A 17,923-nucleotide genomic window follows, 5' to 3' on the forward strand; every position below is an offset into this window, starting at 1 on the left:
GTAAAAGCCTACTCGCGGGCGCACGAAAAGACCCGCCCTCCGAGGAGAGCGGGTCAGGGGGCCGTGGGTGGCGTGGAACGGGGCTCAGGGCAGGGTCAGGATCTCCGCGCCCGTGTCCGTCACCACGAGCGTGTGCTCGAACTGCGCCGTCCGCTTCCGGTCCTTCGTGACGACCGTCCACCCGTCGTCCCACATGTCGTACTCGTGCGTCCCGAGCGTCAGCATCGGCTCGATCGTGAAGGTCATCCCCGGCTGCATGACCGTCGTCGCGTGCGGGCTGTCGTAGTGCGGGATGATCAGACCCGAGTGGAACGAGCTGTTGATGCCGTGCCCCGTGAAGTCCCGCACCACGCCGTAGCCGAAGCGCTTGGCGTACGACTCGATGACCCGGCCGATGATGTTGATCTGGCGGCCCGGCTTGACCGCCTTGATCGCCCGGTTCAGCGCCTCCCGCGTGCGCTCCACCAGCAGCCGGCTCTCCTCGTCCACGTCACCCACCAGGTACGTGGCGTTGTTGTCGCCGTGCACGCCGCCGATGTACGCCGTCACGTCGAGGTTGACGATGTCACCGTCCCGCAGCACGGTGGAGTCCGGGATGCCGTGGCAGATCACCTCGTTGACCGAGGTGCACAGCGACTTCGGGAACCCGCGGTAGCCCAGCGTCGACGGGTAGGCGCCGTGGTCGCACAGGAACTCGTGCGTCACCCGGTCCAGTTCGTCGGTGGTCACCCCCGGCGCGATGTGCTTCGCCGCCTCCGCCATCGCCTGCGCCGCGATCCGCCCGGCGGTCCGCATCGCCTCGATGGTCTCGGGGGTCTGCACCTCCGGCCCGGTGTACGGCGTCGGGGCGGGCTTGCCGACATACTCGGGACGGCGGATGTTTCCGGGGACGGAACGGGTGGGAGACAGCTCCCCTGGGACGAGCAGCGACTGGCCAGACATGCCAGCGAGTCTAAGTCAGCGGCGATGGGGGACCATCTTCGTGGTGAGAGGAGCCGGTCATGCCCCTGTTCAAGAAGCGGACGGTCGGAAAGCCGGGCGAGTGGTACTACTGCCTGGAGCACAAGAAGGTCGAGGAGGGGCCTGACTGCCCCGGCAAGGACCGCTTCGGTCCGTACGCGAGCCGTACGGAGGCGGAACACGCGATGGAGACGGCCCGGGAACGCAATCTCCAGTGGGAGAACGACCCGCGCTGGCACGACGCGCCCGCGGCGGAGCGGGACGACGACTGAGGGGGCTGTTCGCGGGGGGCGGGGGGACTGAGGTCTGGGGGAGGGGGACTGAGGTCTGGGGCCTCGGTTCGGGCCACGGGGGCGGTCTGTGTTCGGCCGGTCAGGTCGTGGGGGTGGACTCGGGTTCGGTCGTGGCCGTGCGTCGCTCGCGCAGCCGGACCGCGTGCTCGTTGGTCCGTGCGTCGTACGTCATCAGCTTCGGCAGGCACAGCGCCAGCAACCCCACCGCGCCCGCGCACAGCAGCCCGCCCGACCACACCGACGCCCGCACCCCGAACCACGCGGCCATGCCGCCCACCCGGACCTGGCCGAGCTGCGGGCCCACGGAGTACGACAGCAGCTCGATGCCGGCGAGTCTGCCGCGCAGCTCGTCGGGGATGGTCTGGTTCCACATGGTGCTGCGGAAGATGCCGCTGACCATGTCGAAGCAGCCGCCGAGGGCCAGGCACAGCAGCACCAGCCACACGTTCCCCGCGAGGCCCGCGGCGGCCATCGCCAGGCCCCAGCCCGCAGCGGCCAGCACCACCATCCGGCCGTGCCGGTGCACGCGTGACGTCCAGCCGCTGGTCAGGCTCACCAGGAGGGAGCCGGCCGGGATCGCCGCGTACATCAGTCCCAGCGACCACTCGGCGTGCAGTTCGTCCGCGAGGAACGGCAGCACGGCGAGCGGCATCGCCAGGAACATCGCCGCGAGGTCGATGGTGTAGGTGCCCAGCAGTTCCTTGCGGTTCCAGGCGTACCGGGCGCCCTCGGTGATCGCCGCCCAGGACGGCTTCGCCGCGGTGTGGGAGGCGGGGGAGGGGGTGAGGCCGACCGCGAGCGCCACCGAGACGGCGAAGGTGGCCAGGTCCGCGGCGTAGGCCCAGCCGAGGCCGGCGAAGGCGACGACGACGCCGGCGAGTGCGGGGCCCGCGATGGCGCCGGCCTGCCAGCGCAGTGCGTTGAGGGAGGCGGCGGCGGGGAGGTGTTCGTGGCGCACGATCCGGGGGGTGAGCGCGTCGAGTGCGGGGCGTTGCACCGCCCAGAGCGCGGAGGAGAGGGCGGCGACGAGGTACAGCGGCCAGACGGCCGGGGTGGGCAGCAGGACGTTGAGCAGCAGCACCGCGCAGAGGACGCCCTGGCCGGCCTCGGTCCACAGGATCAGCTTGCGCTTGTCCCAGGCGTCGGCGAGCGCGCCGCCGTAGAGTCCGAAGACGATCTGCGGCACGAGCTGGACGGCGCCGATGGCCCCTACGGCCGCTGCGGAGCCGGTGAGCTCCTTGATCTGGACGGGGAGCGCGACGAAGGTCAGGAAACTCCCGAAGTTGGTGATCAGCCCCGCTACCCAGACACGTCGGAAGTCCGCGGACTCCCGCCACGGCGCAAGATCCGGAAGCAGCGCGCGCAGCCCGGTGGGCGGGGCGGGAGGGGCATCACTCACAAGGGGCCATGCTCCGGGGCGCCCGCTACCCGGATCAACCGAATTATCCGCGGGTCCGGTGGGGGTGCGCGTGGCATGCCTGCGGCGCCAGTGCGGCTTCGGTGGGGGTGCGCGTAGCGCCTACGGGGGGTGGGTGAGTCGGGGCCGGGGCGGTGGTGTCCGTCCTCGGTCTGGCGCGGAATCGGTCCCTCAAAAGGTGCGAGGCGTTGACGCGCCAGCCGCTGCGGGCGGACACCACCGCCCCGTCCCCTCCCCGCCGCGTGCGGCTGCGGCACGCCCACGGTGCGCGGAGCTCGCCCGCCGCGCGTCTGCGGCCCGCCGTCCTTGCGTAGCTGCGTAGCTGCGGGCAGTCGTGCCGCTGGGGCGATGGGGGAGGGTGGGCGCAGCGGCACCCCGCCAGGGCGGGTGAGCGAGACCTACCCCCGGTCAGCCGCGACGTCGGGTGACTTACCAGCGTGGGGGAGGTGGGGCCGTGAGGAGGTCGGCCAGATGGGACAGGCGGTCGCGGAATCTGCGGCGCCCCCGCCGGGCGACCGGCACCGCGTTCTCGCCGGCAGCCGCACTGACCAGGTGCTGGACCGTGTCCAGGTCCAGCTCGGAGCCCTCGGGCACCGGCAGCGTCTCGTGGGCCAGCACCGGAAGCTCGCCGTCGGCCGGGCCCAGGGACAGCAGGACCGCTCCTGCTCGTCGCGCGTCCGACGCCCGTTCCAGCAGCGCCGCTCCCGGCTCGCCCGGGGAGACCACCAGCACCGTCTCACCCCGCCGCGCCGCCTCCAGGCGCCCGAGGCCCACCGCCAGGTGCGCCGGATCCGAGGGGCGCGCGTCGTGTCGTACCAGAGTCGGCGCCAGTTCCGGCGTACCCGACCACGCCGCCTCGTCCACCAGGTGGGCCGCCAGGTGCCACGGCTCGTAGTCCTGCGTGCCGACCAGCAGGAGCCCGCCCCCGTGCGACACCACCGACCCCCGCAGCGCCCCCGCGAATCTCCGGGTGGCCCCCAGCCACTCCGTCCCGGCGAGCACTTCCCGCAGCAGCGCGACCCGTACCGCATCCATGCGCCGCATCCTGCCCCAAGCGGACCCCGGAGGCCGGGCGTTCGCCCGGGAATCGCCCGACCGGGGACGGGCCGTAGAGTCGGGCCATGACCTCTACCGACAGTGCAAAGCCGCCCGCCAAGGACCCCTGGGACCTGCCCGACGTCTCCGGGCTCGTCGTCGGCGTACTCGGCGGTACCGGCCCGCAGGGCAAGGGCCTCGCCTACCGGCTCGCCAAGGCCGGCCAGAAAGTGATCATCGGTTCCCGTGCCGCCGAGCGCGCGCAGGCCGCCGCCGAGGAGCTGGGGTACGGCATCGAGGGTGCCGACAACGCCGAGTGCGCGCGGCGCAGCGACGTCGTGATCGTCGCCGTGCCGTGGGACGGGCACGGCAAGACGCTGGAGACGCTGCGGGAGGAGCTCGCGGGCAAGCTCGTCGTCGACTGTGTCAATCCGCTCGGGTTCGACAAGAAGGGGGCCTACGCGCTGAAGCCCGAGGAGGGCAGTGCGGCCGAGCAGGCCGCCGCCCTGCTGCCGGAGTCACGGGTCACCGCCGCTTTCCACCACCTGTCGGCCGTGCTGTTGCAGGACCCGGAGATCGAGGAGATCGACACCGACGTGATGGTGCTCGGTGAGGTGCGGGCCGACGTGGAGATCGTGCAGGCGCTGGCCGGGCGTATCCCGGGGATGCGCGGTGTCTTCGCGGGGCGGCTGCGCAACGCGCACCAGGTGGAGGCGCTGGTCGCCAATCTGATCTCGGTCAACCGCCGCTACAAGGCCCACGCCGGGCTCCGCGTCACGGACGTCTGACGGGATGGGGGACACTGGTGGTGACAGATATGACCGTCTGTGTCCCCCGACAGGAGTCCAGCCCCATGCCCCGCCTCGCCGTCTACGCCCTCGTCGTCTGCTTGCTCGCCGTCGCCGCGGCCGTCGTCTCCTTCGTGCAGGGCAGTGTGCTGATGGGGGTCGTCTGGGTGCTGCTGGCGGGGCTGTCGTCCAACATGTGCTGGTACTACCTCAAGCGGGGGCGGGACGCCCGGCGCTCCTCGTCCGTCACGGGGTGACGGTGCAGATCTCGTTGGTCTGCCAGAAGCGGTAGAGCTCGAAGCCGCAGTACGAGTCGATGTCGCTGATGCCGAGGCCGCGCAGGATGGCGTCGACCGCGTCGAAGAACGCGCCGTTCAGGGCCGGCACCCACAGCAGGGCGAAGACGAACAGCAGGCCGAACGGGGCGAACGGCTCCACCTGCCGGCGGATGCCGTGCGACAGCCAGGGCTCGATCACGCCGTAGCCGTCCAGGCCCGGCACCGGCAGGAAGTTCAGGATCGCCGCCGTCACCTGCAGCAGCGCCAGGAAGGCGAGCGCGTACCGGAAGTCCGCGGGTACGCCGTCCAGCGCGTCCAGCCAGAACGGAGCCGTGCACACCGCCGCGAACAGCACGTTCGTCAGCGGGCCCGCCGCCGAGATCAGGCTGTGCCGCCAGCGGCCCCGGATGCGTCCGCGCTCGATGAAGACCGCGCCGCCGGGCAGACCGATCCCGCCCATGATCACGAAGAGCACCGGGAGCACGATGCTCAGCAGGGCGTGCGTGTACTTCACCGGGTTCAGCGTGAGATAGCCCTTCGCGCCGACCGAGATGTCCCCGCTGTGCAGGGCGGTGCGCGCGTGCGCGTACTCGTGCAGGCAGAGGGAGACGATCCAGGCGGCCGTCACGAACAGGAACACGGCGAGTCCGGGCTGCTCCGCGAAACCGGTCCAGGTCGCCCATCCGGTGACCGCCGTGACGGCCAGGATCCCCAGGAAGACGGGGCTGATCCTCCGGTCGCTGTGGCGGGTGGCGGCGGTGGTCATGGGACTCCCTGGACTGTCGGGCACACATGGGACGGGCGGTGGGACTGCCCGACCGTACCGGGCGCACCGGGAAAACGTCTCGCGCGGGCCACCGGTTCCGTCGGAGGGTGGGGGCATGGGGCTGTGGCAGGTGATGTACGAGAGCTGGCAGATGGAGTGCTGCGGCGAGCCGTTCGGGGTCGGCGACGAGGTGCGGTGGCCGCTGCTGCTCGAGGACGCCGACAGCTTCTACGGCGGTGGCTGGCACGATCAGCTGACCAAGGTGAGCGGTCCGGTGGAGGACCTCCCGGACGGCGAGGGCAGCGTGCGGGTGGTGCGGGAGGAGAGCGGGCTGACCGTGGCCCTGGCGGGGGAGCGGGACGCTCTGCGGCCGGGCGAGTGGATACGGGCGGTCGGCCTGCTCTCCGTCGAACGGCACAGCGGTGAATGGCCCGAGGTGACAGGGCGGGTGCGGGCCGTGCAGGTGCTCACGCAGGGCTTCGGGGAGACCGCGCCCGGGTCGCGCACCTTCGAGCCGGTGGCTCGTGAGCGGTCACTGCGGTCGGTGTCCCGCTGCCCGAAGTGGTTCGCCGACCGGGAGAGCACGCTCGCCCCCGACGGCCGGGAGCGACGCCGGGTGGAGCCGGCCGCCGTGGTGACCCTGGAGGTCCCGGGCACGGACTCCTGGCTCTCCCACGCCGTACGCCGGGCCCGTGGCCTCCCGCACGGGGAGACCGGGCCCGGCGCGGAGACCGCGGGGCTGACTCCGGGCGAGCTGACCGCACTGCTCGCGACGCTCAGCACCCTGCGCGAGCCCGTGTGACCGGCCTCGCGGCAGCGGAGACAATGGACCCCGTGCGTTATCGCGTCCTCGGCACCACCCAGGCACTCCGTCCCGACGGCACCGTCGTTCCCGTCGGCGGGGCGCGGCTGCGTGCGCTGCTGACCGTGCTGGCACTGCGGCCGGGGCGCATCGTGCCGGTGCGGGTGCTGGTCGACGAGGTGTGGGACGGCGAGCCGCCGGCCGACGCCACGGGGGCGTTGCAGGCGCTGGTCGGGCGGCTGCGCCGGGCGCTCGGCGCGGACGCGGTCGCCTCCGTCGACGGCGGTTACCGGCTCACCGCCGCGGCCGACGACATCGACCTGCACCGGTTCGAGCGGCTCGCGGGGGAGGGGCTGCGCGCCCTGGCCGACGGTGATCCGGCGAAGGCGGCCGTCGTGCTCGACGACGCCCTCGCGCTGTGGCGGGGTCCCGCGCTCGCCGACCTGCCCGACGCCGGCGCCGAGGCGACGCGCGTCGAGACCCGCAGGCTGGACGCCCTGCGCGCCCGGCACACCGCCGCCCTCGCCCTCGGACAGGCCGAGCAGGCGCTGCCCGAGCTGACCGCCCTGTGCGACACCCACCCGCTCGACGAACCCCTCCAGGCGCTGCGCCTGCGCGCCCTGCGCGACACCGGCCGCACCGCCGAGGCGCTGGCCGCCTACGAGGACGTACGACGGCTCCTCGCGGATCGTCTCGGCTCCGACCCCGGCGCCGAACTGCGCGCGCTGCACGCGGAGTTGCTCGACCCGGCGCCTGCGCGGGCGTCCGCGCCGGAGCCCGCGAGGGACGAACGGCGGCGCGGCAATCTGCGGGCCCGGCTGACCTCCTTCGTCGGCCGCGAGGCCGATATCGAGGCCATCCGCGCCGACCTCTCCGCCGCCCGCCTCGTCACCCTGCTCGGACCGGGCGGCGCCGGCAAGACCCGGCTGTCGCAGGAGGCCGCCGAGACCGTACGGCAGTCCACGCCGGACGGTGTGTGGTTCGCCGAACTCGCCCCCGTCGACGACCCCGAGGCCGTCCCCGAAGCCGTCCTCACCGCCGTCGGTGCCCGCGAGACCGTGCTGTACGGCGCCGGCGCCGAGAGCATGCGGGCCGTCGCCGAGCGGCACGACGACCCCGTGGAGCGCCTCGCCGAACACTGCGGCCGACGCCGCATGCTGCTGATCCTCGACAACTGCGAGCACGTCGTCGACGCCGCCGCCCGCCTCGTCGAGACGCTCCTCGAACGCTGCCCCGGCCTCACCGTCCTCGCCACCAGCCGCGAACCCCTCGGAGTGCTGGGGGAGTCGCTCCGCCCGGTGGAGCCGCTTCCCGAGCCGGTCGCCCTGCGGCTGCTCGCCGAGCGCGGCGCGGCGGCCCGCCCCGGCTTCCGCATCGAGGACGACCCGGAGGCGTGCGCCGAGATCTGCCGCCGGCTCGACGGACTGCCCCTCGCCATCGAACTCGCCGCCGCCCGGCTGCGGATGCTCACCGCGCGCCAGATCGCCGACCGTCTCGACGACCGCTTCCGCCTCCTCACCTCCGGCAGCCGCACCGCCCTGCCCCGCCAGCAGACCCTGCGGGCCGTCGTCGACTGGTCCTGGGACCTGCTCGACGCGGACGAACGCGAGGTGCTGTGCCGTCTGTCGGTCTTCGCGGGCGGCTGCGACCTCGCCGCCGCCGAGGCCGTGTGCGGCCCCGCCGCCCTGGAGGCGCTCGCCTCGCTCGTCGACAAGTCCCTGGTGGTGGCCGCCCCCTCGGGCGACTCGGAGATGCGCTACCGGCTCCTGGAGACCGTCGCCGAGTACGCGGGGGAGCGGCTCGACGAGACGGGCCGGCGTGCCGACGCCGAGCGTGCGCACCTGACGTACTACCGCGAACTCGCCCGCACGACGGACCCGTTGCTGCGCGGACCGCGGCAGCTCACCGCCGTCGAACGCCTGGAGCGGGAGTACGAGAACCTGCGCACCGCCCTGCGGCACGCCCTCGCCCTGCGCGACGAGCAGGAGGCGCTGTGCCTGACGCTGTCGCTCACCTTCTACTGGCAGATGCGCGACCTGAGGATCGACGCCCGCAACTGGTGCCGCGAGGTCATGGCCCTCGGCCCCGACCCGTTCGCCGGACCGGCCCGCCCGGCCGCCCCGGTGTGGCAGCGCAGCACCGACTCCCCGCCCCCGATGACCGGCGAGGTGCTCGCGGAGGCCCGCCGCGGGGTGCACCTGGCGCACCTCGCCTGCATGGACACCGAACTGGACAACTGGCAGACGCCCGAGGCGCAGGGCAGGCTGCGGGTCATCGCCGAGACGTACGAGCCCGGCCTGCCGCAGACCTGTCGCTCGCCCGGTCTGCTGTGGATCTTCTCCCTGATGCTGACCGGCGACATGGACCGGCTGTACCGCGCCCTGGACGCCGCCGTCGACGTCGCCCGCCGCACCCCGGGCTACGAGTGGGAGCTGGCCGGATGTCTGCAGATCCGGGCCAACATGCTGGCCAACCGCTCGGACCGGGCGGGCGACGCCACCCGGGACGCGGACGAGGCCCTGGAGATCTACCGGCGTCTCGACGACGCCTGGGGCACCGCGGAGGCGCTGTCGGCGCGCGGCGAGGCCCACGAGCGCCGCGGCCGGTTCGACCGGGCCGCCGCCGACTACGCGGCCGCGATCGAGCACGCCGAACGCCTCGGTGCCCGCGCCCAGATCGCCGTCCTGTCCGCCCGGCTGGGCAGCGCGCTGCTGGAGGCGGGGGAGGTCGAGCGCGGGGAACGGATGCTGCGGGACGTCATCGCGAGCACCCGCTGCGGCCACAACGAGGCCATGCCCTTCGCCCGGCTGTTCCTGGCCGGCTGGCTCGGCATGACCGGGCGGACCACCGAGGCCCGGGACCAACTGGACAGGCTGCGCGAGGAGTTCAGGATCGCGCACTACGTCGTCTTCGACGCGTTCATCCTCGGCGCCGAGGGCTGGCTGGACGTGTTCGAGGGGCACGACGACAAGGCGCTGGGCACGTTCCGCGAGGCGCTCGAGCGGGCCTTCGATCCGCTGTGCGCCGCCATCGCGCCCCAGATGCGCAGCGCGCATCTGACGGGAGCCGCGATGGCTCTCGCCGGAGTGGACGGCGGACGGCGGGCCCGTGACGCGGCCCGCTGCCTGGGCGCCGCCGACTCCTGGCTGCCGCCCGGGCACGTGGCCGGGAGGGTGGAACGCGCGTGCCGCGAACGTGCCGAGGAGCGGATCAGGGCGGCCCTCGGCGACGACACCTTCGGGACCGCCTGGGCGCAGGGCGCCGGCCTCTCCCCCGAGGAGGCCGTCGCCCTGCTGTGAGCGCCCGCTGCTGTGAGCGCAGCGGCCGTGCGCGTCACTTCTTGGTGCGGAACTTGTGGATTGCGACCGGCGCCATCACCACCGTGAGCGCCACCGACCAGCCCAGCGTCATCCACAGGTCGTGCGCCACCGGGCCGCCCACCATCAGCCCGCGCGCCGCGTCCGCCAGCGAGGACAGCGGGTTGTACTCGGTGAAGTTCTCCAGCCAGCCCGGCATCGACTGGGTCGGCGCGAAGATCGACGAGCCGAACTGAAGCGGCATCAGCACCAGGAAGCCCATCGCCTGCACCGACTGCGCGTTCTTCATGATCACGCCCAGCGTGAGGAAGATCCACATCAGGGCGGAGCCGAACACCACGGACAGCCCCACGGCGGCGAACAGGCCCGCCCAGTTGGTGATGTCGAAGCCGACCAGCACACCGACGATCATGAGGATCGTGGTGGCGATCAGCATGCGCACCAGCTCCACCGCGATCTTCGCGAACAGCACCGAGCCGCGGCCGATCGGCAGCGACCGGAAGCGGTCCATGACGCCGGAGTTGAAGTCCTGGTTGAAGCCGGTGCCCACCCCCTGGGCCATGTTCATGCCCATCATGGCCATCAGGCCGGGCACGATGTACTGCACGTACGCCTCCTGCCCGCCGCCCAGCGCCTGCCCGATCGAGCCGCCGAAGACGTACACGAACAGCAGGGTGAACACGATCGGGAACAGCACGGCGTCGAACATCGACTCCGGGTCCTGCCGGATCCACAGCAGATTCCGGCGCACCAGCGCGCCGGTGTGCCGCAGATGCCCGCGCAGCGGGATCCGCGCGTCCCCGGCGAGGTCGGTCTTGATCGGAGTGACGGTGGTGGCGGTCATACGGCGACCTCCTCGCGGGACTCGGCGGGCACGGTGTCCTGCGGGGCACTGGCGCGGTGGCCGGTGAGCGACAGGAACACCTCGTCCAGGCTGGGCAGTTCGGTGGAGATGGAGGAGAGGGTGATCCCGCGCGCGGTGACGGCGCCGACCACGGCGGTCAGCTGCTCGTCGCTGAGGATCGGGACCAGGACGGCGCCCCGCTCGGCGTCCACGGTCGAGGTGGCCAGACCGGTGAGGCCCAGTTCGTCCAGGGCGGCGGCCAGCGGGCGCAGCTGCAGCGGGTCGGACGGGCGGATCCGCAGCGTGCGGCCACCGACCCTGGCCTTCAGCTCCTCGATGCCACCGTTCGCGATGACCCTTCCCCGGTCCACGACGGTCAGCTCGGAGGCGAGCTGCTCGGCCTCCTCCATGTACTGGGTGGTCAGCAGCACGGTCACCCCGTCCCCGACCAGGCGCTTCACCTCGTCCCACACCTCGTTGCGGGTGCGCGGGTCGAGGCCCGTGGTCGGCTCGTCCAGGAACAGCACGGCCGGGCGGCCGATCATCGAGGCGGCGAGGTCGAGCCGGCGCCGCATGCCGCCGGAGTACGTCCCCGCCGGGCGCTTCGCCGCGTCCGTCAGCGAGAACCGCTCCAGCAGTTCGTCGGCGCGGGCGCGGGCCTCCTTGCGGGGCAGGTCGAGCAGCCGGCCGATGAGATACAGGTTCTCCCAGCCGGGGAGCTTCTCGTCCACGGAGGCGTACTGGCCGGTCAGGCCGATCACCCGGCGCAGCTGCCGGGGCTGCCGTACGACGTCGTAGCCGGCGACGGTCGCCCGGCCGGCGGTGGGGGCGAGGAGGGTGGACAGGATGCGTACGAGGGTGGTCTTGCCGGCGCCGTTCGGTCCGAGCACACCCATCACGGTGCCCTCGCGCACGTCCAGGTCGACGCCGTCCAGCGCCTTGGTCTCGCCGTAGTGCTTGACCAGTCCCTGCACGGTGACGGCGCGTCCGGCGCCGCCGGGGTGTGTGTCGTTTCGCGTCATGGCCAAGACCCTGACAGCCCCCACCGACAAACCCCCGACATCCAACCGACAGCCCGCCCGCACCACCTGCGGTCTCCGCCCCTGGCCCCCCTTCGCCCACCCGCCCGCCCGTCTCGGTCGGTCGGAAAGGGCGGCGGGGGCGGGGTGGTCGCTCAGCGTTACGCTTATGGTTGCTCTGCGTTACATTGCAGTGCCGTCCGGCGTCATCCCTCGCCTAGCCCCAAGGCCTGGGCGTACACGTACGGCAGCCCGCCGACGGGGGAAGATCGGCGGGCTGCCCGGGGTGGTGCCGCAGTGGCTCTAGTGGACGGAGTGTTCCTCCTGCGGGAACGTTCCGCCGACGACGTCCTCGGCGAACGCCTTCGCCGCCCCCGCCATCACCGCACGCAGATCCGCGTACTGCTTCACGAACTTCGGCACCCGCCCCCCGGTGAGCCCGAGCATGTCGGTCCACACCAGCACCTGCGCGTCCGTCTCGGGCCCCGCCCCGATCCCCACCGTGGGGATGTGCAGAATCCGCGTGACCTCGGCCGCCAGCTCCGCCGGCACCAGCTCGAGGACCACCGCGAACGCTCCCGCGTCCTGCACGGCCTTGGCGTCCCGCAGCAGCTGCTGCGCCGCCTCCTCACCGCGCCCCTGCACGCGGTAGCCCATGGCGTTCACCGACTGCGGCGTGAGCCCGATGTGCGCCATCACGGGGATCCCGGACTCCACCAGCAGCTCGATCTGCCGGTGCGACCGCTCACCGCCCTCCAGCTTCACCGCACCGACCCCGGCCTCCTTCACCAGCCGGGTCGCCGAGCGCAGCGCCTGCACCGGCCCCTCCTGGTACGAGCCGAAGGGCAGGTCGCCGACGATCAGGGCGCGCGAGGTGCCCCGTACGACGGCCGCCGAGAGCATGGTCATCTCGTCGAGCGTGACGGGCACGGTGGTGTCGTACCCCAGGTGGCAGTTGCCGGCCGAGTCGCCCACCAGCATGACCGGGATCCCGGCCTCGTCGAACACGGACGCGGTCATCGCGTCGTACGCGGTGAGCATGGGCCACTTCTCGCCCCGCTCCTTGGCGAGGGCGATGTCGCGGACGGTGATACGGCGTGTGCCCTTGCCCCCGTACAGCGCCTTGCTGCCGTCGGAGGATGCTGACTTCGCAGTCTGGGCAGCCGAAAGCTGCGTCATTGCAACGGCTCCTAACACGTCATCTCGAGGCGCCCTGACGGCGTCCCCGGACCACGTCCATGGTGGCACCTCGACCGGACGGAGGCCAGAGGCACCCCTGTGAGTTCATCCCTTGGCAAAGAATTCCGATACGAGACGGTCTCGTATCGAAAATCGTGAGAGTCTGGCCGTATGACTACTCCCGCCGCTCCCGACCGCCGCGTACCCGAGGCCGTGCACCGGCGTCGCTGGGCGATCCTCGGCGTGCTGATGCTGAGTCTGCTGATCGTCGTCCTGGACAACTCGATCCTGAACGTCGCCGTCAAGACGATCTCCACCCCCGCACCCACCGGCCTCGGCGCCACCCAGAGCGAACTCGAATGGGCCATCAACGCCTACACGCTCGTCTTCGCCGGTCTGCTGTTCACCGCCGGTCTGCTCGGGGACCGGCTCGGCCGCAAGAAGGTGCTGCTCGGGGGCCTCGCCGTGTTCGGCATCGGCTCGGCGCTCGCCGCCTTCTCCGGCTCCCCGGCCGAGCTGATCGGCTTCCGCGCGGTGATGGGCCTGGGCGCGGCCTTCGTGATGCCGGCCACCCTGGCCGTGCTGATGAACGTCTTCGAACGCGACGAACAGCCGAAGGCCATCGGCATCTGGGCGGGTGGCGTCGGCCTCGCCATCGCCATCGGCCCGATCACCGGCGGTCTGCTCCTGGACCACTTCTGGTGGGGCTCGGTCTTCCTCGTCAACGTGCCGATCGTGCTCCTCGCCCTCGCCCTGATGCTGTGGCTGGTGCCCGACTCCCGCGATCCGCACCCCGGCCGGATCGACCCGCTCGGCGTCGTGCTGTCCGTGGCCGGCCTGGTCCTGCTGGTCTACGGCATCATCAAGGGCGGCCAGCTGGCCGACTTCACCGACGCCACCGTGCTGTCGACGATCGGCGCCGGTCTCGCCGTACTCGTGGCCTTCGTGGTGTTCGAGAAGCGCAGCGACCATCCGTCCATCGACGTGACGTACTTCCGCAACAAGGTGTTCTCGGCCGCGATCGGCGCCGTCGCCCTGGTGTTCTTCGCCCTCATGGGCGTGACGTTCTTCGCGGTCTTCTACACCCAGAGCGTGCGCGGCTACTCGCCGCTGGAGACGGGCCTGCTGATGCTGCCGCTCGCCGCCGCGCAGATGATCTTCGCGCCGCGCGCCCGGCTGCTGGTGGACCGCTTCGGCGACAAGGCCACCACCACCGCGGGTCTGCTGCTGCTCGCCGCGACACTCGCCGCCTTCGCCGCCCTGGACGCCGACACCCCCATCTGGCTCCTGGAGGTCGTCTTCTTCCTGATGGGCGCCGGGATGGCGCACGTCATGACTCCGGTCAGCGTCGTCATCATGCAGACCCTGCCCCGGGAGAAGGCGGGCTCCGCCTCCGCGCTCAGCAACACCTTCCGCCAGGTCGGGGGCGCCCTCGGGATCGCCGTGCTCGGCTCGGTACTCTCCACGGCGTACCGCACGAGCATCGAGGACGAACTGACCGTGCTGCCGCCCGGCGCCCGCCACGCGGCCGGTGAGTCCATCGAGGCCACGCTGGCCTTCGCGGACCGGCTCGGCGCGCGCGGCGAGGCCCTGGCCGGCTCCGCGAACGACGCGTTCCTGCACGCCATGCACGTCACCGCGCTGTGGGGCGCGGGCGTCGCGCTGATCGGCGCGTTCGTCACCGCCCTGTTCCTGCCCGGCCGGGCGTCCGCGCCCGAAGACGACGAGCATGACGGGGAGTTGGTGAGGACGGCGGACTGACGCACACCGGCCCGGAGAAGGAGACGACGACGTGAGCCTCGCCGACACCGGCACCGACACCGACGCCCGGCCGGACGGCCCCGCACGCGGCCGCCCCCGCAGCGAGGCGGTCGAACGCGCCATCATCGAGGGCGTGATGAAGCTCCTGGAGGAGGGCGTGCCCCTCGCGGAGCTCTCCATCGAACGCATCGCCCGCACCGCCGGCGTCGGCAAGGCCACCATCTACCGCCGCTGGAGCGGCAAGGAGGAACTCTTCGTCGACGTCGTACGTGCCGCCGAGCCCCCGGACCCCGAACTCCCCGGCACCTCCGTGCGCGACGACCTCGTCGTCCTGCTGGAGTCCCTGCGCCGGCGCGGACTTGCGAGCAGAACCTCGGCGATCCTGCACAACGTGCACGCCCAGATGAAGAGCAGCCCGAAGATCTGGGCCGCCTACCACGCCACCGTCATCGTGCCGCGCCGCCGCCTCGGCCTGGAGGTGCTGCGCCGCGGCCAGGAGAACGGCGAACTGCGCACCGACATCGACCTGGAGCTGCTGAACGACATCGTCGTCGGCCCCATCCTCGTGCGCACCGTCATGCGCCCCGACGCGGACCTGCCGGACGACCTCGCCGCCCAGGTCGTCGACACCCTCCTCGAAGGCCTGCGCCCCGCCCGCTGAACCCCCGCATGTGCGCGTTTCGTCACAGACGGAACTCGCGCACCGGCCTTGTACGTCATCGCCCCAGTACGGCCGTCCAGGGACGGCAGGAAAGGAACCGATCATCCCCTAGGGTCTTACGGACACGGGGAGACGGTGTGCACGGCAGGTTGTGAGGCGACGGTATGGCGCAGCAGGCGTACATGACGGAGACGGACAACGGCGGCTCGGGTCACGAGCCTCGGACATCCCGGCTTCAGCGCCTGATCGACGCCCTGACCAGAGGCTGGCGCGGCGACCGCCGCATCTGGCGCCGGGGCCTGGTGCTGGCGGCCTGCGCGGTGATCCTCGCCCTGGTCATGCTGGCCCACGCCCACATCCCCAACGCGGTCGGCAACCTGGGCAGTCTGGTGGAGACGTTCCTGCCCTGGCTGGGCCTGTTCATCCCCCTGCTGCTCCTCCTGGCGCTCTACCGGAAGTCGGCCACGGCGCTGATCGCGACGGTGCTGCCCGCCGTCGTCTGGATGAACCTCTTCGGCGGTCTGCTCACCGACAAGACCACCGGCGGCGGCGACCTCACGGTGGCCACGCACAACGTCAACGCGGAGAACCCCGACCCGTCGGGCACCGCCCGTGAGGTGGCCGCATCCGGCGCCGACGTGCTGGCCCTGGAGGAGCTCAAGGCGTCGGCGGTCCCGGCCTACGAGAAGGCCCTGGAGTCCACGTACCGCTACCACGCCGTCGTGGGCACGGTCGGCCTGTGGAGCAAGTACCCCCTCAGCGACGTCGAGGCCGTCGACATCCGCCTCGGCTGGAAGCGCGCCATGCGGGCCACGGTGACGGCGCCCGCCGGCCAGGTCGCGGTCTACGTCGCCCACCTCCCGTCGGTCCGGGTGAAGCTGGAGGCCGGCTTCACGGCCCGCCAGCGCGACAAGAGCGCCGACGCCCTGGGGGAGGCCATCGCCGACGAGCCGCTGGAGAACGTGGTCCTGCTCGGCGACCTCAACGGCACGATGAACGACCGCGCCCTGAACGCGGTCACCTCCCAGATGCGCTCCACCCAGGGGGCCGTGGGCAGCGGCTTCGGCTTCAGCTGGCCGGCGTCGTTCCCGATGGCGCGGATCGACCAGATCATGGTCAAGGGCGCGGAGCCGGAGAGCTCCTGGACCCTCCCGCAGACCCCGAGCGACCACCTCCCCATCGCGGCCCGTGTGAGGCTGACCACAGGGCAGGACTGAAAACCCCAGGTCACCGCGGTCTGTCCGCCTCCCGGACACCCGTGGGTCACCCGATGGAGAGACGGACCTGCGAGACTTTGTTCAGTCGCTGAACATAAGCATCGAACGCAACGTCCCGAAAGGTCCGCCCCTCCATGCCCCTGGCCCTCCTCGCCCTCGCCGTAGGCGCCTTCGGCATCGGCACCACCGAGTTCGTCATGATGGGCCTGCTCCCCGACGTCGCCGCCGACCTGGGCACCTCCATCCCCAGCGCCGGCCACCTGGTCTCGGCGTACGCGCTCGGCGTGGTCGTGGGCGCACCCCTGCTGGCCGCCGCGACGGCCCGCATCCCGCGCCGCACGGTCCTGATCCTCCTCATGGCCCTCTTCGTGGCGGGCAACGCGCTCTCCGCGCTCGCCCCCGACCACACCTGGCTGCTGGCCGCCCGCTTCCTCAGCGGTCTGCCGCACGGCGCCTTCTTCGGCGTGGGCGCCGTGGTGGCCGCCGACATGGTGACCCCCGACCGCAAGGCCCGCTCGGTCTCCCTGATGTTCCTCGGCCTCACCCTCGCCAACGTGGTGGGCGTCCCCCTGGCCACGCTCATGGGCCAGCACTTCGGCTGGCGGGCCACGTTCCTGGCGGTCTCCGCCATCGGCCTGGCGGCGATCGCGTCCCTGGCCGTCCTGATCCCCGCGGCCGCCACCCCCGCCACCCCGCAGACGGGCCTGCGCGGCGAACTGGCGGCCCTGCGCTCCCTGCCCGTCTGGCTGGCCCTCGGCACGACCGTCGCGGGCTTCGGCGCGCTCTTCGCGGCGTACAGCTACATCACCCCGATGCTGACGGACGCGGCAGGCTACACCGACGGCACCGTCACCCTCCTCCTCGCGCTGTTCGGCGTGGGCGCCACAGCCGGCAACCTCCTGGGCGGCCGCCTGGCCGACCACTCCCTGAGGGCGACCCTCTTCGGCGGCCTGGCGTCCCTCACGCTGGTCCTGACCCTGTTCCCCCTCCTGATGAGCACGCGGGCGACGGCGGCGATCGCGGTGACCCTCCTCGGCACGGCCGCGTTCGTCACGGGCTCCCCCCTCCAGCTGATGGTGATGGAGAAGGCGTCCTCGGCCCCGTCCCTGGCCTCCTCCGCCAACCAGGCGGCCTTCAACCTGGCGAACGCCGGCGGCGCCTGGATCGGCGGCCTGACCCTCTCCGCGGGCCTCGGCACCACGTCCCCGGCACTCGCGGGCGCGGCCCTGGCGGCCCTGGGCATCGGCGTCGCGGCGGCCGCGTACGCGGTGGACCGCAGGGCCGACGCCACACCGGGACGGGTGGTGGCGGCGTACGCGCCGCCGGAGACGACGAGCCGGCCGGACGGTATCCGGGTGCACCGAGAGGGCGAGCGGGCCTAGGTCACCGATGCGGTGGCCCCGGGCTCACCTCCCAGGGCCACCGCCACTCCGTCTCCGCTCACCGTGCGTCGTGGCCGTCCTCGGCGCACAAGTCGGCGCGGCCGTCACTGATCACATGCCGGTGCGCACCGGGGGCGACGTCCGCCGGCCCCCGACGGGCACTCCCGGGGGCCGGCGGAGCCGCGAGCCCGGCCCCTGACAGCG

General features: G+C 72.4%; 16 protein-coding genes. 9 read left to right on the forward strand and 7 right to left on the reverse strand.

What is annotated here, in order from left to right; genetic code table 11:
• Window positions 1-84: 84 nt before the first annotated feature.
• Window positions 85-942 (reverse strand): type I methionyl aminopeptidase, encoded by an 858-nt coding sequence (map, locus tag AB0412_RS01965; RefSeq protein ID WP_366400479.1) that lies wholly within the window; start codon window positions 940-942, stop codon window positions 85-87.
• A gap of 59 nt (window positions 943-1,001) precedes the next feature.
• Between map and AB0412_RS01970 the strand changes: the two genes are divergently transcribed.
• Window positions 1,002-1,232: a hypothetical protein gene (locus AB0412_RS01970; protein ID WP_366400480.1), complete on the forward strand. Its 231-nt coding sequence runs from the start codon at window positions 1,002-1,004 to the stop codon at window positions 1,230-1,232.
• A 100-nt stretch (window positions 1,233-1,332) separates the two neighbouring features.
• Here AB0412_RS01970 and AB0412_RS01975 read toward each other — a convergent pair whose 3' ends face one another.
• Window positions 1,333-2,652 carry an MFS transporter gene (locus tag AB0412_RS01975; protein ID WP_366400481.1) on the reverse strand — a complete coding sequence of 440 codons (1,320 nt, stop codon included), beginning with the start codon at window positions 2,650-2,652 and terminating at the stop codon, window positions 1,333-1,335.
• A gap of 447 nt (window positions 2,653-3,099) precedes the next feature.
• Window positions 3,100-3,705: a hypothetical protein gene (locus AB0412_RS01980; protein WP_366400482.1), complete on the reverse strand. Its 606-nt coding sequence runs from the start codon at window positions 3,703-3,705 to the stop codon at window positions 3,100-3,102.
• 86 nt (window positions 3,706-3,791) lie between these two features.
• Between AB0412_RS01980 and npdG the strand changes: the two genes are divergently transcribed.
• Window positions 3,792-4,493 carry an NADPH-dependent F420 reductase gene (gene npdG / locus AB0412_RS01985; protein ID WP_366400483.1) on the forward strand — a complete coding sequence of 234 codons (702 nt, stop codon included), beginning with the start codon at window positions 3,792-3,794 and terminating at the stop codon, window positions 4,491-4,493.
• Between the two features lie 65 nt (window positions 4,494-4,558).
• Window positions 4,559-4,750 carry a hypothetical protein gene (locus tag AB0412_RS01990; RefSeq protein WP_366400484.1) on the forward strand — a complete coding sequence of 64 codons (192 nt, stop codon included), beginning with the start codon at window positions 4,559-4,561 and terminating at the stop codon, window positions 4,748-4,750.
• Here the strand turns inward: AB0412_RS01990 and AB0412_RS01995 are convergent.
• A complete protein-coding gene (locus AB0412_RS01995) occupies window positions 4,740-5,537 on the reverse strand; it encodes a site-2 protease family protein (RefSeq protein WP_366400485.1) in 798 nt (265 codons plus the stop codon). The two genes, AB0412_RS01990 and AB0412_RS01995, sit on opposite strands and share 11 nt — an antisense overlap.
• Window positions 5,538-5,652: 115 nt before the next feature.
• Here AB0412_RS01995 and AB0412_RS02000 point away from each other — a divergent pair, with 115 nt between their 5' ends.
• Entirely contained in the window at window positions 5,653-6,339 is a 687-nt protein-coding gene (locus AB0412_RS02000) for a DUF6578 domain-containing protein (protein WP_366400486.1), read from the forward strand.
• 23 nt (window positions 6,340-6,362) lie between these two features.
• Complete coding sequence (locus AB0412_RS02005; RefSeq protein ID WP_366400487.1) at window positions 6,363-9,638, forward strand: BTAD domain-containing putative transcriptional regulator; 3,276 nt, start codon at window positions 6,363-6,365, stop codon at window positions 9,636-9,638.
• 34 nt (window positions 9,639-9,672) lie between these two features.
• Here AB0412_RS02005 and AB0412_RS02010 read toward each other — a convergent pair whose 3' ends face one another.
• The 3 genes from AB0412_RS02010 to panB form a co-directional block, all read right to left on the reverse strand.
• Window positions 9,673-10,500, reverse strand: a complete 828-nt coding sequence (locus tag AB0412_RS02010; protein ID WP_366400488.1) for an ABC transporter permease — start codon at window positions 10,498-10,500, stop codon at window positions 9,673-9,675.
• Window positions 10,497-11,522, reverse strand: a complete 1,026-nt coding sequence (locus tag AB0412_RS02015) for an ATP-binding cassette domain-containing protein (RefSeq protein ID WP_366400489.1) — start codon at window positions 11,520-11,522, stop codon at window positions 10,497-10,499. Before AB0412_RS02015 ends, AB0412_RS02010 begins: the two co-directional genes overlap by 4 nt.
• Window positions 11,523-11,822: 300 nt before the next feature.
• Window positions 11,823-12,698 (reverse strand): 3-methyl-2-oxobutanoate hydroxymethyltransferase, encoded by an 876-nt coding sequence (gene panB, locus AB0412_RS02020; RefSeq protein ID WP_366400490.1) that lies wholly within the window; start codon window positions 12,696-12,698, stop codon window positions 11,823-11,825.
• Between the two features lie 171 nt (window positions 12,699-12,869).
• On the opposite strand from panB, the gene AB0412_RS02025 reads away from it, so the two are divergent.
• The 4 genes from AB0412_RS02025 (at window position 12,870) to AB0412_RS02040 (ending at window position 17,719) form a co-directional block, all read left to right on the forward strand.
• Window positions 12,870-14,459 (forward strand): MFS transporter, encoded by a 1,590-nt coding sequence (locus tag AB0412_RS02025; RefSeq protein WP_366400491.1) that lies wholly within the window; start codon window positions 12,870-12,872, stop codon window positions 14,457-14,459.
• A 31-nt stretch (window positions 14,460-14,490) separates the two neighbouring features.
• Complete coding sequence (locus AB0412_RS02030; RefSeq protein WP_366400492.1) at window positions 14,491-15,120, forward strand: TetR/AcrR family transcriptional regulator; 630 nt, start codon at window positions 14,491-14,493, stop codon at window positions 15,118-15,120.
• 164 nt (window positions 15,121-15,284) lie between these two features.
• Entirely contained in the window at window positions 15,285-16,337 is a 1,053-nt protein-coding gene (locus AB0412_RS02035; protein ID WP_366400493.1) for an endonuclease/exonuclease/phosphatase family protein, read from the forward strand.
• Between the two features lie 134 nt (window positions 16,338-16,471).
• Window positions 16,472-17,719 (forward strand): MFS transporter, encoded by a 1,248-nt coding sequence (locus tag AB0412_RS02040; RefSeq protein WP_366400494.1) that lies wholly within the window; start codon window positions 16,472-16,474, stop codon window positions 17,717-17,719.
• The last annotated feature ends 204 nt before the right edge of the window (window positions 17,720-17,923 follow it).

The sequence above is a fragment of the Streptomyces sp. NPDC052012 genome (genome assembly GCF_040689265.1).
Lineage (GTDB): Bacteria > Actinomycetota > Actinomycetes > Streptomycetales > Streptomycetaceae > Streptomyces.

Excerpts from the sequence above, each read along its gene's own strand:
- AB0412_RS01970 (WP_366400480.1), top strand. The coding sequence starts at position 1,002 with ATGCCCCTGTTCAAGAAGCGGACGGTCGGAAAGCCGGGCGAGTGGTAC.
- map (WP_366400479.1), bottom strand. The coding sequence starts at position 942 with ATGTCTGGCCAGTCGCTGCTCGTCCCAGGGGAGCTGTCTCCCACCCGT.
- AB0412_RS02010 (WP_366400488.1), bottom strand. The coding sequence starts at position 10,500 with ATGACCGCCACCACCGTCACTCCGATCAAGACCGACCTCGCCGGGGAC.
- panB (WP_366400490.1), bottom strand. The coding sequence starts at position 12,698 with ATGACGCAGCTTTCGGCTGCCCAGACTGCGAAGTCAGCATCCTCCGAC.
- AB0412_RS01990 (WP_366400484.1), top strand. The coding sequence starts at position 4,559 with ATGCCCCGCCTCGCCGTCTACGCCCTCGTCGTCTGCTTGCTCGCCGTC.
- AB0412_RS02040 (WP_366400494.1), top strand. The coding sequence starts at position 16,472 with ATGCCCCTGGCCCTCCTCGCCCTCGCCGTAGGCGCCTTCGGCATCGGC.
- AB0412_RS02015 (WP_366400489.1), bottom strand. The coding sequence starts at position 11,522 with ATGACGCGAAACGACACACACCCCGGCGGCGCCGGACGCGCCGTCACC.
- AB0412_RS02000 (WP_366400486.1), top strand. The coding sequence starts at position 5,653 with ATGGGGCTGTGGCAGGTGATGTACGAGAGCTGGCAGATGGAGTGCTGC.
- AB0412_RS02025 (WP_366400491.1), top strand. The coding sequence starts at position 12,870 with ATGACTACTCCCGCCGCTCCCGACCGCCGCGTACCCGAGGCCGTGCAC.
- AB0412_RS02005 (WP_366400487.1), top strand. The coding sequence starts at position 6,363 with ATGGACCCCGTGCGTTATCGCGTCCTCGGCACCACCCAGGCACTCCGT.
- AB0412_RS02035 (WP_366400493.1), top strand. The coding sequence starts at position 15,285 with ATGGCGCAGCAGGCGTACATGACGGAGACGGACAACGGCGGCTCGGGT.
- AB0412_RS01995 (WP_366400485.1), bottom strand. The coding sequence starts at position 5,537 with ATGACCACCGCCGCCACCCGCCACAGCGACCGGAGGATCAGCCCCGTC.
- npdG (WP_366400483.1), top strand. The coding sequence starts at position 3,792 with ATGACCTCTACCGACAGTGCAAAGCCGCCCGCCAAGGACCCCTGGGAC.
- AB0412_RS01980 (WP_366400482.1), bottom strand. The coding sequence starts at position 3,705 with ATGGATGCGGTACGGGTCGCGCTGCTGCGGGAAGTGCTCGCCGGGACG.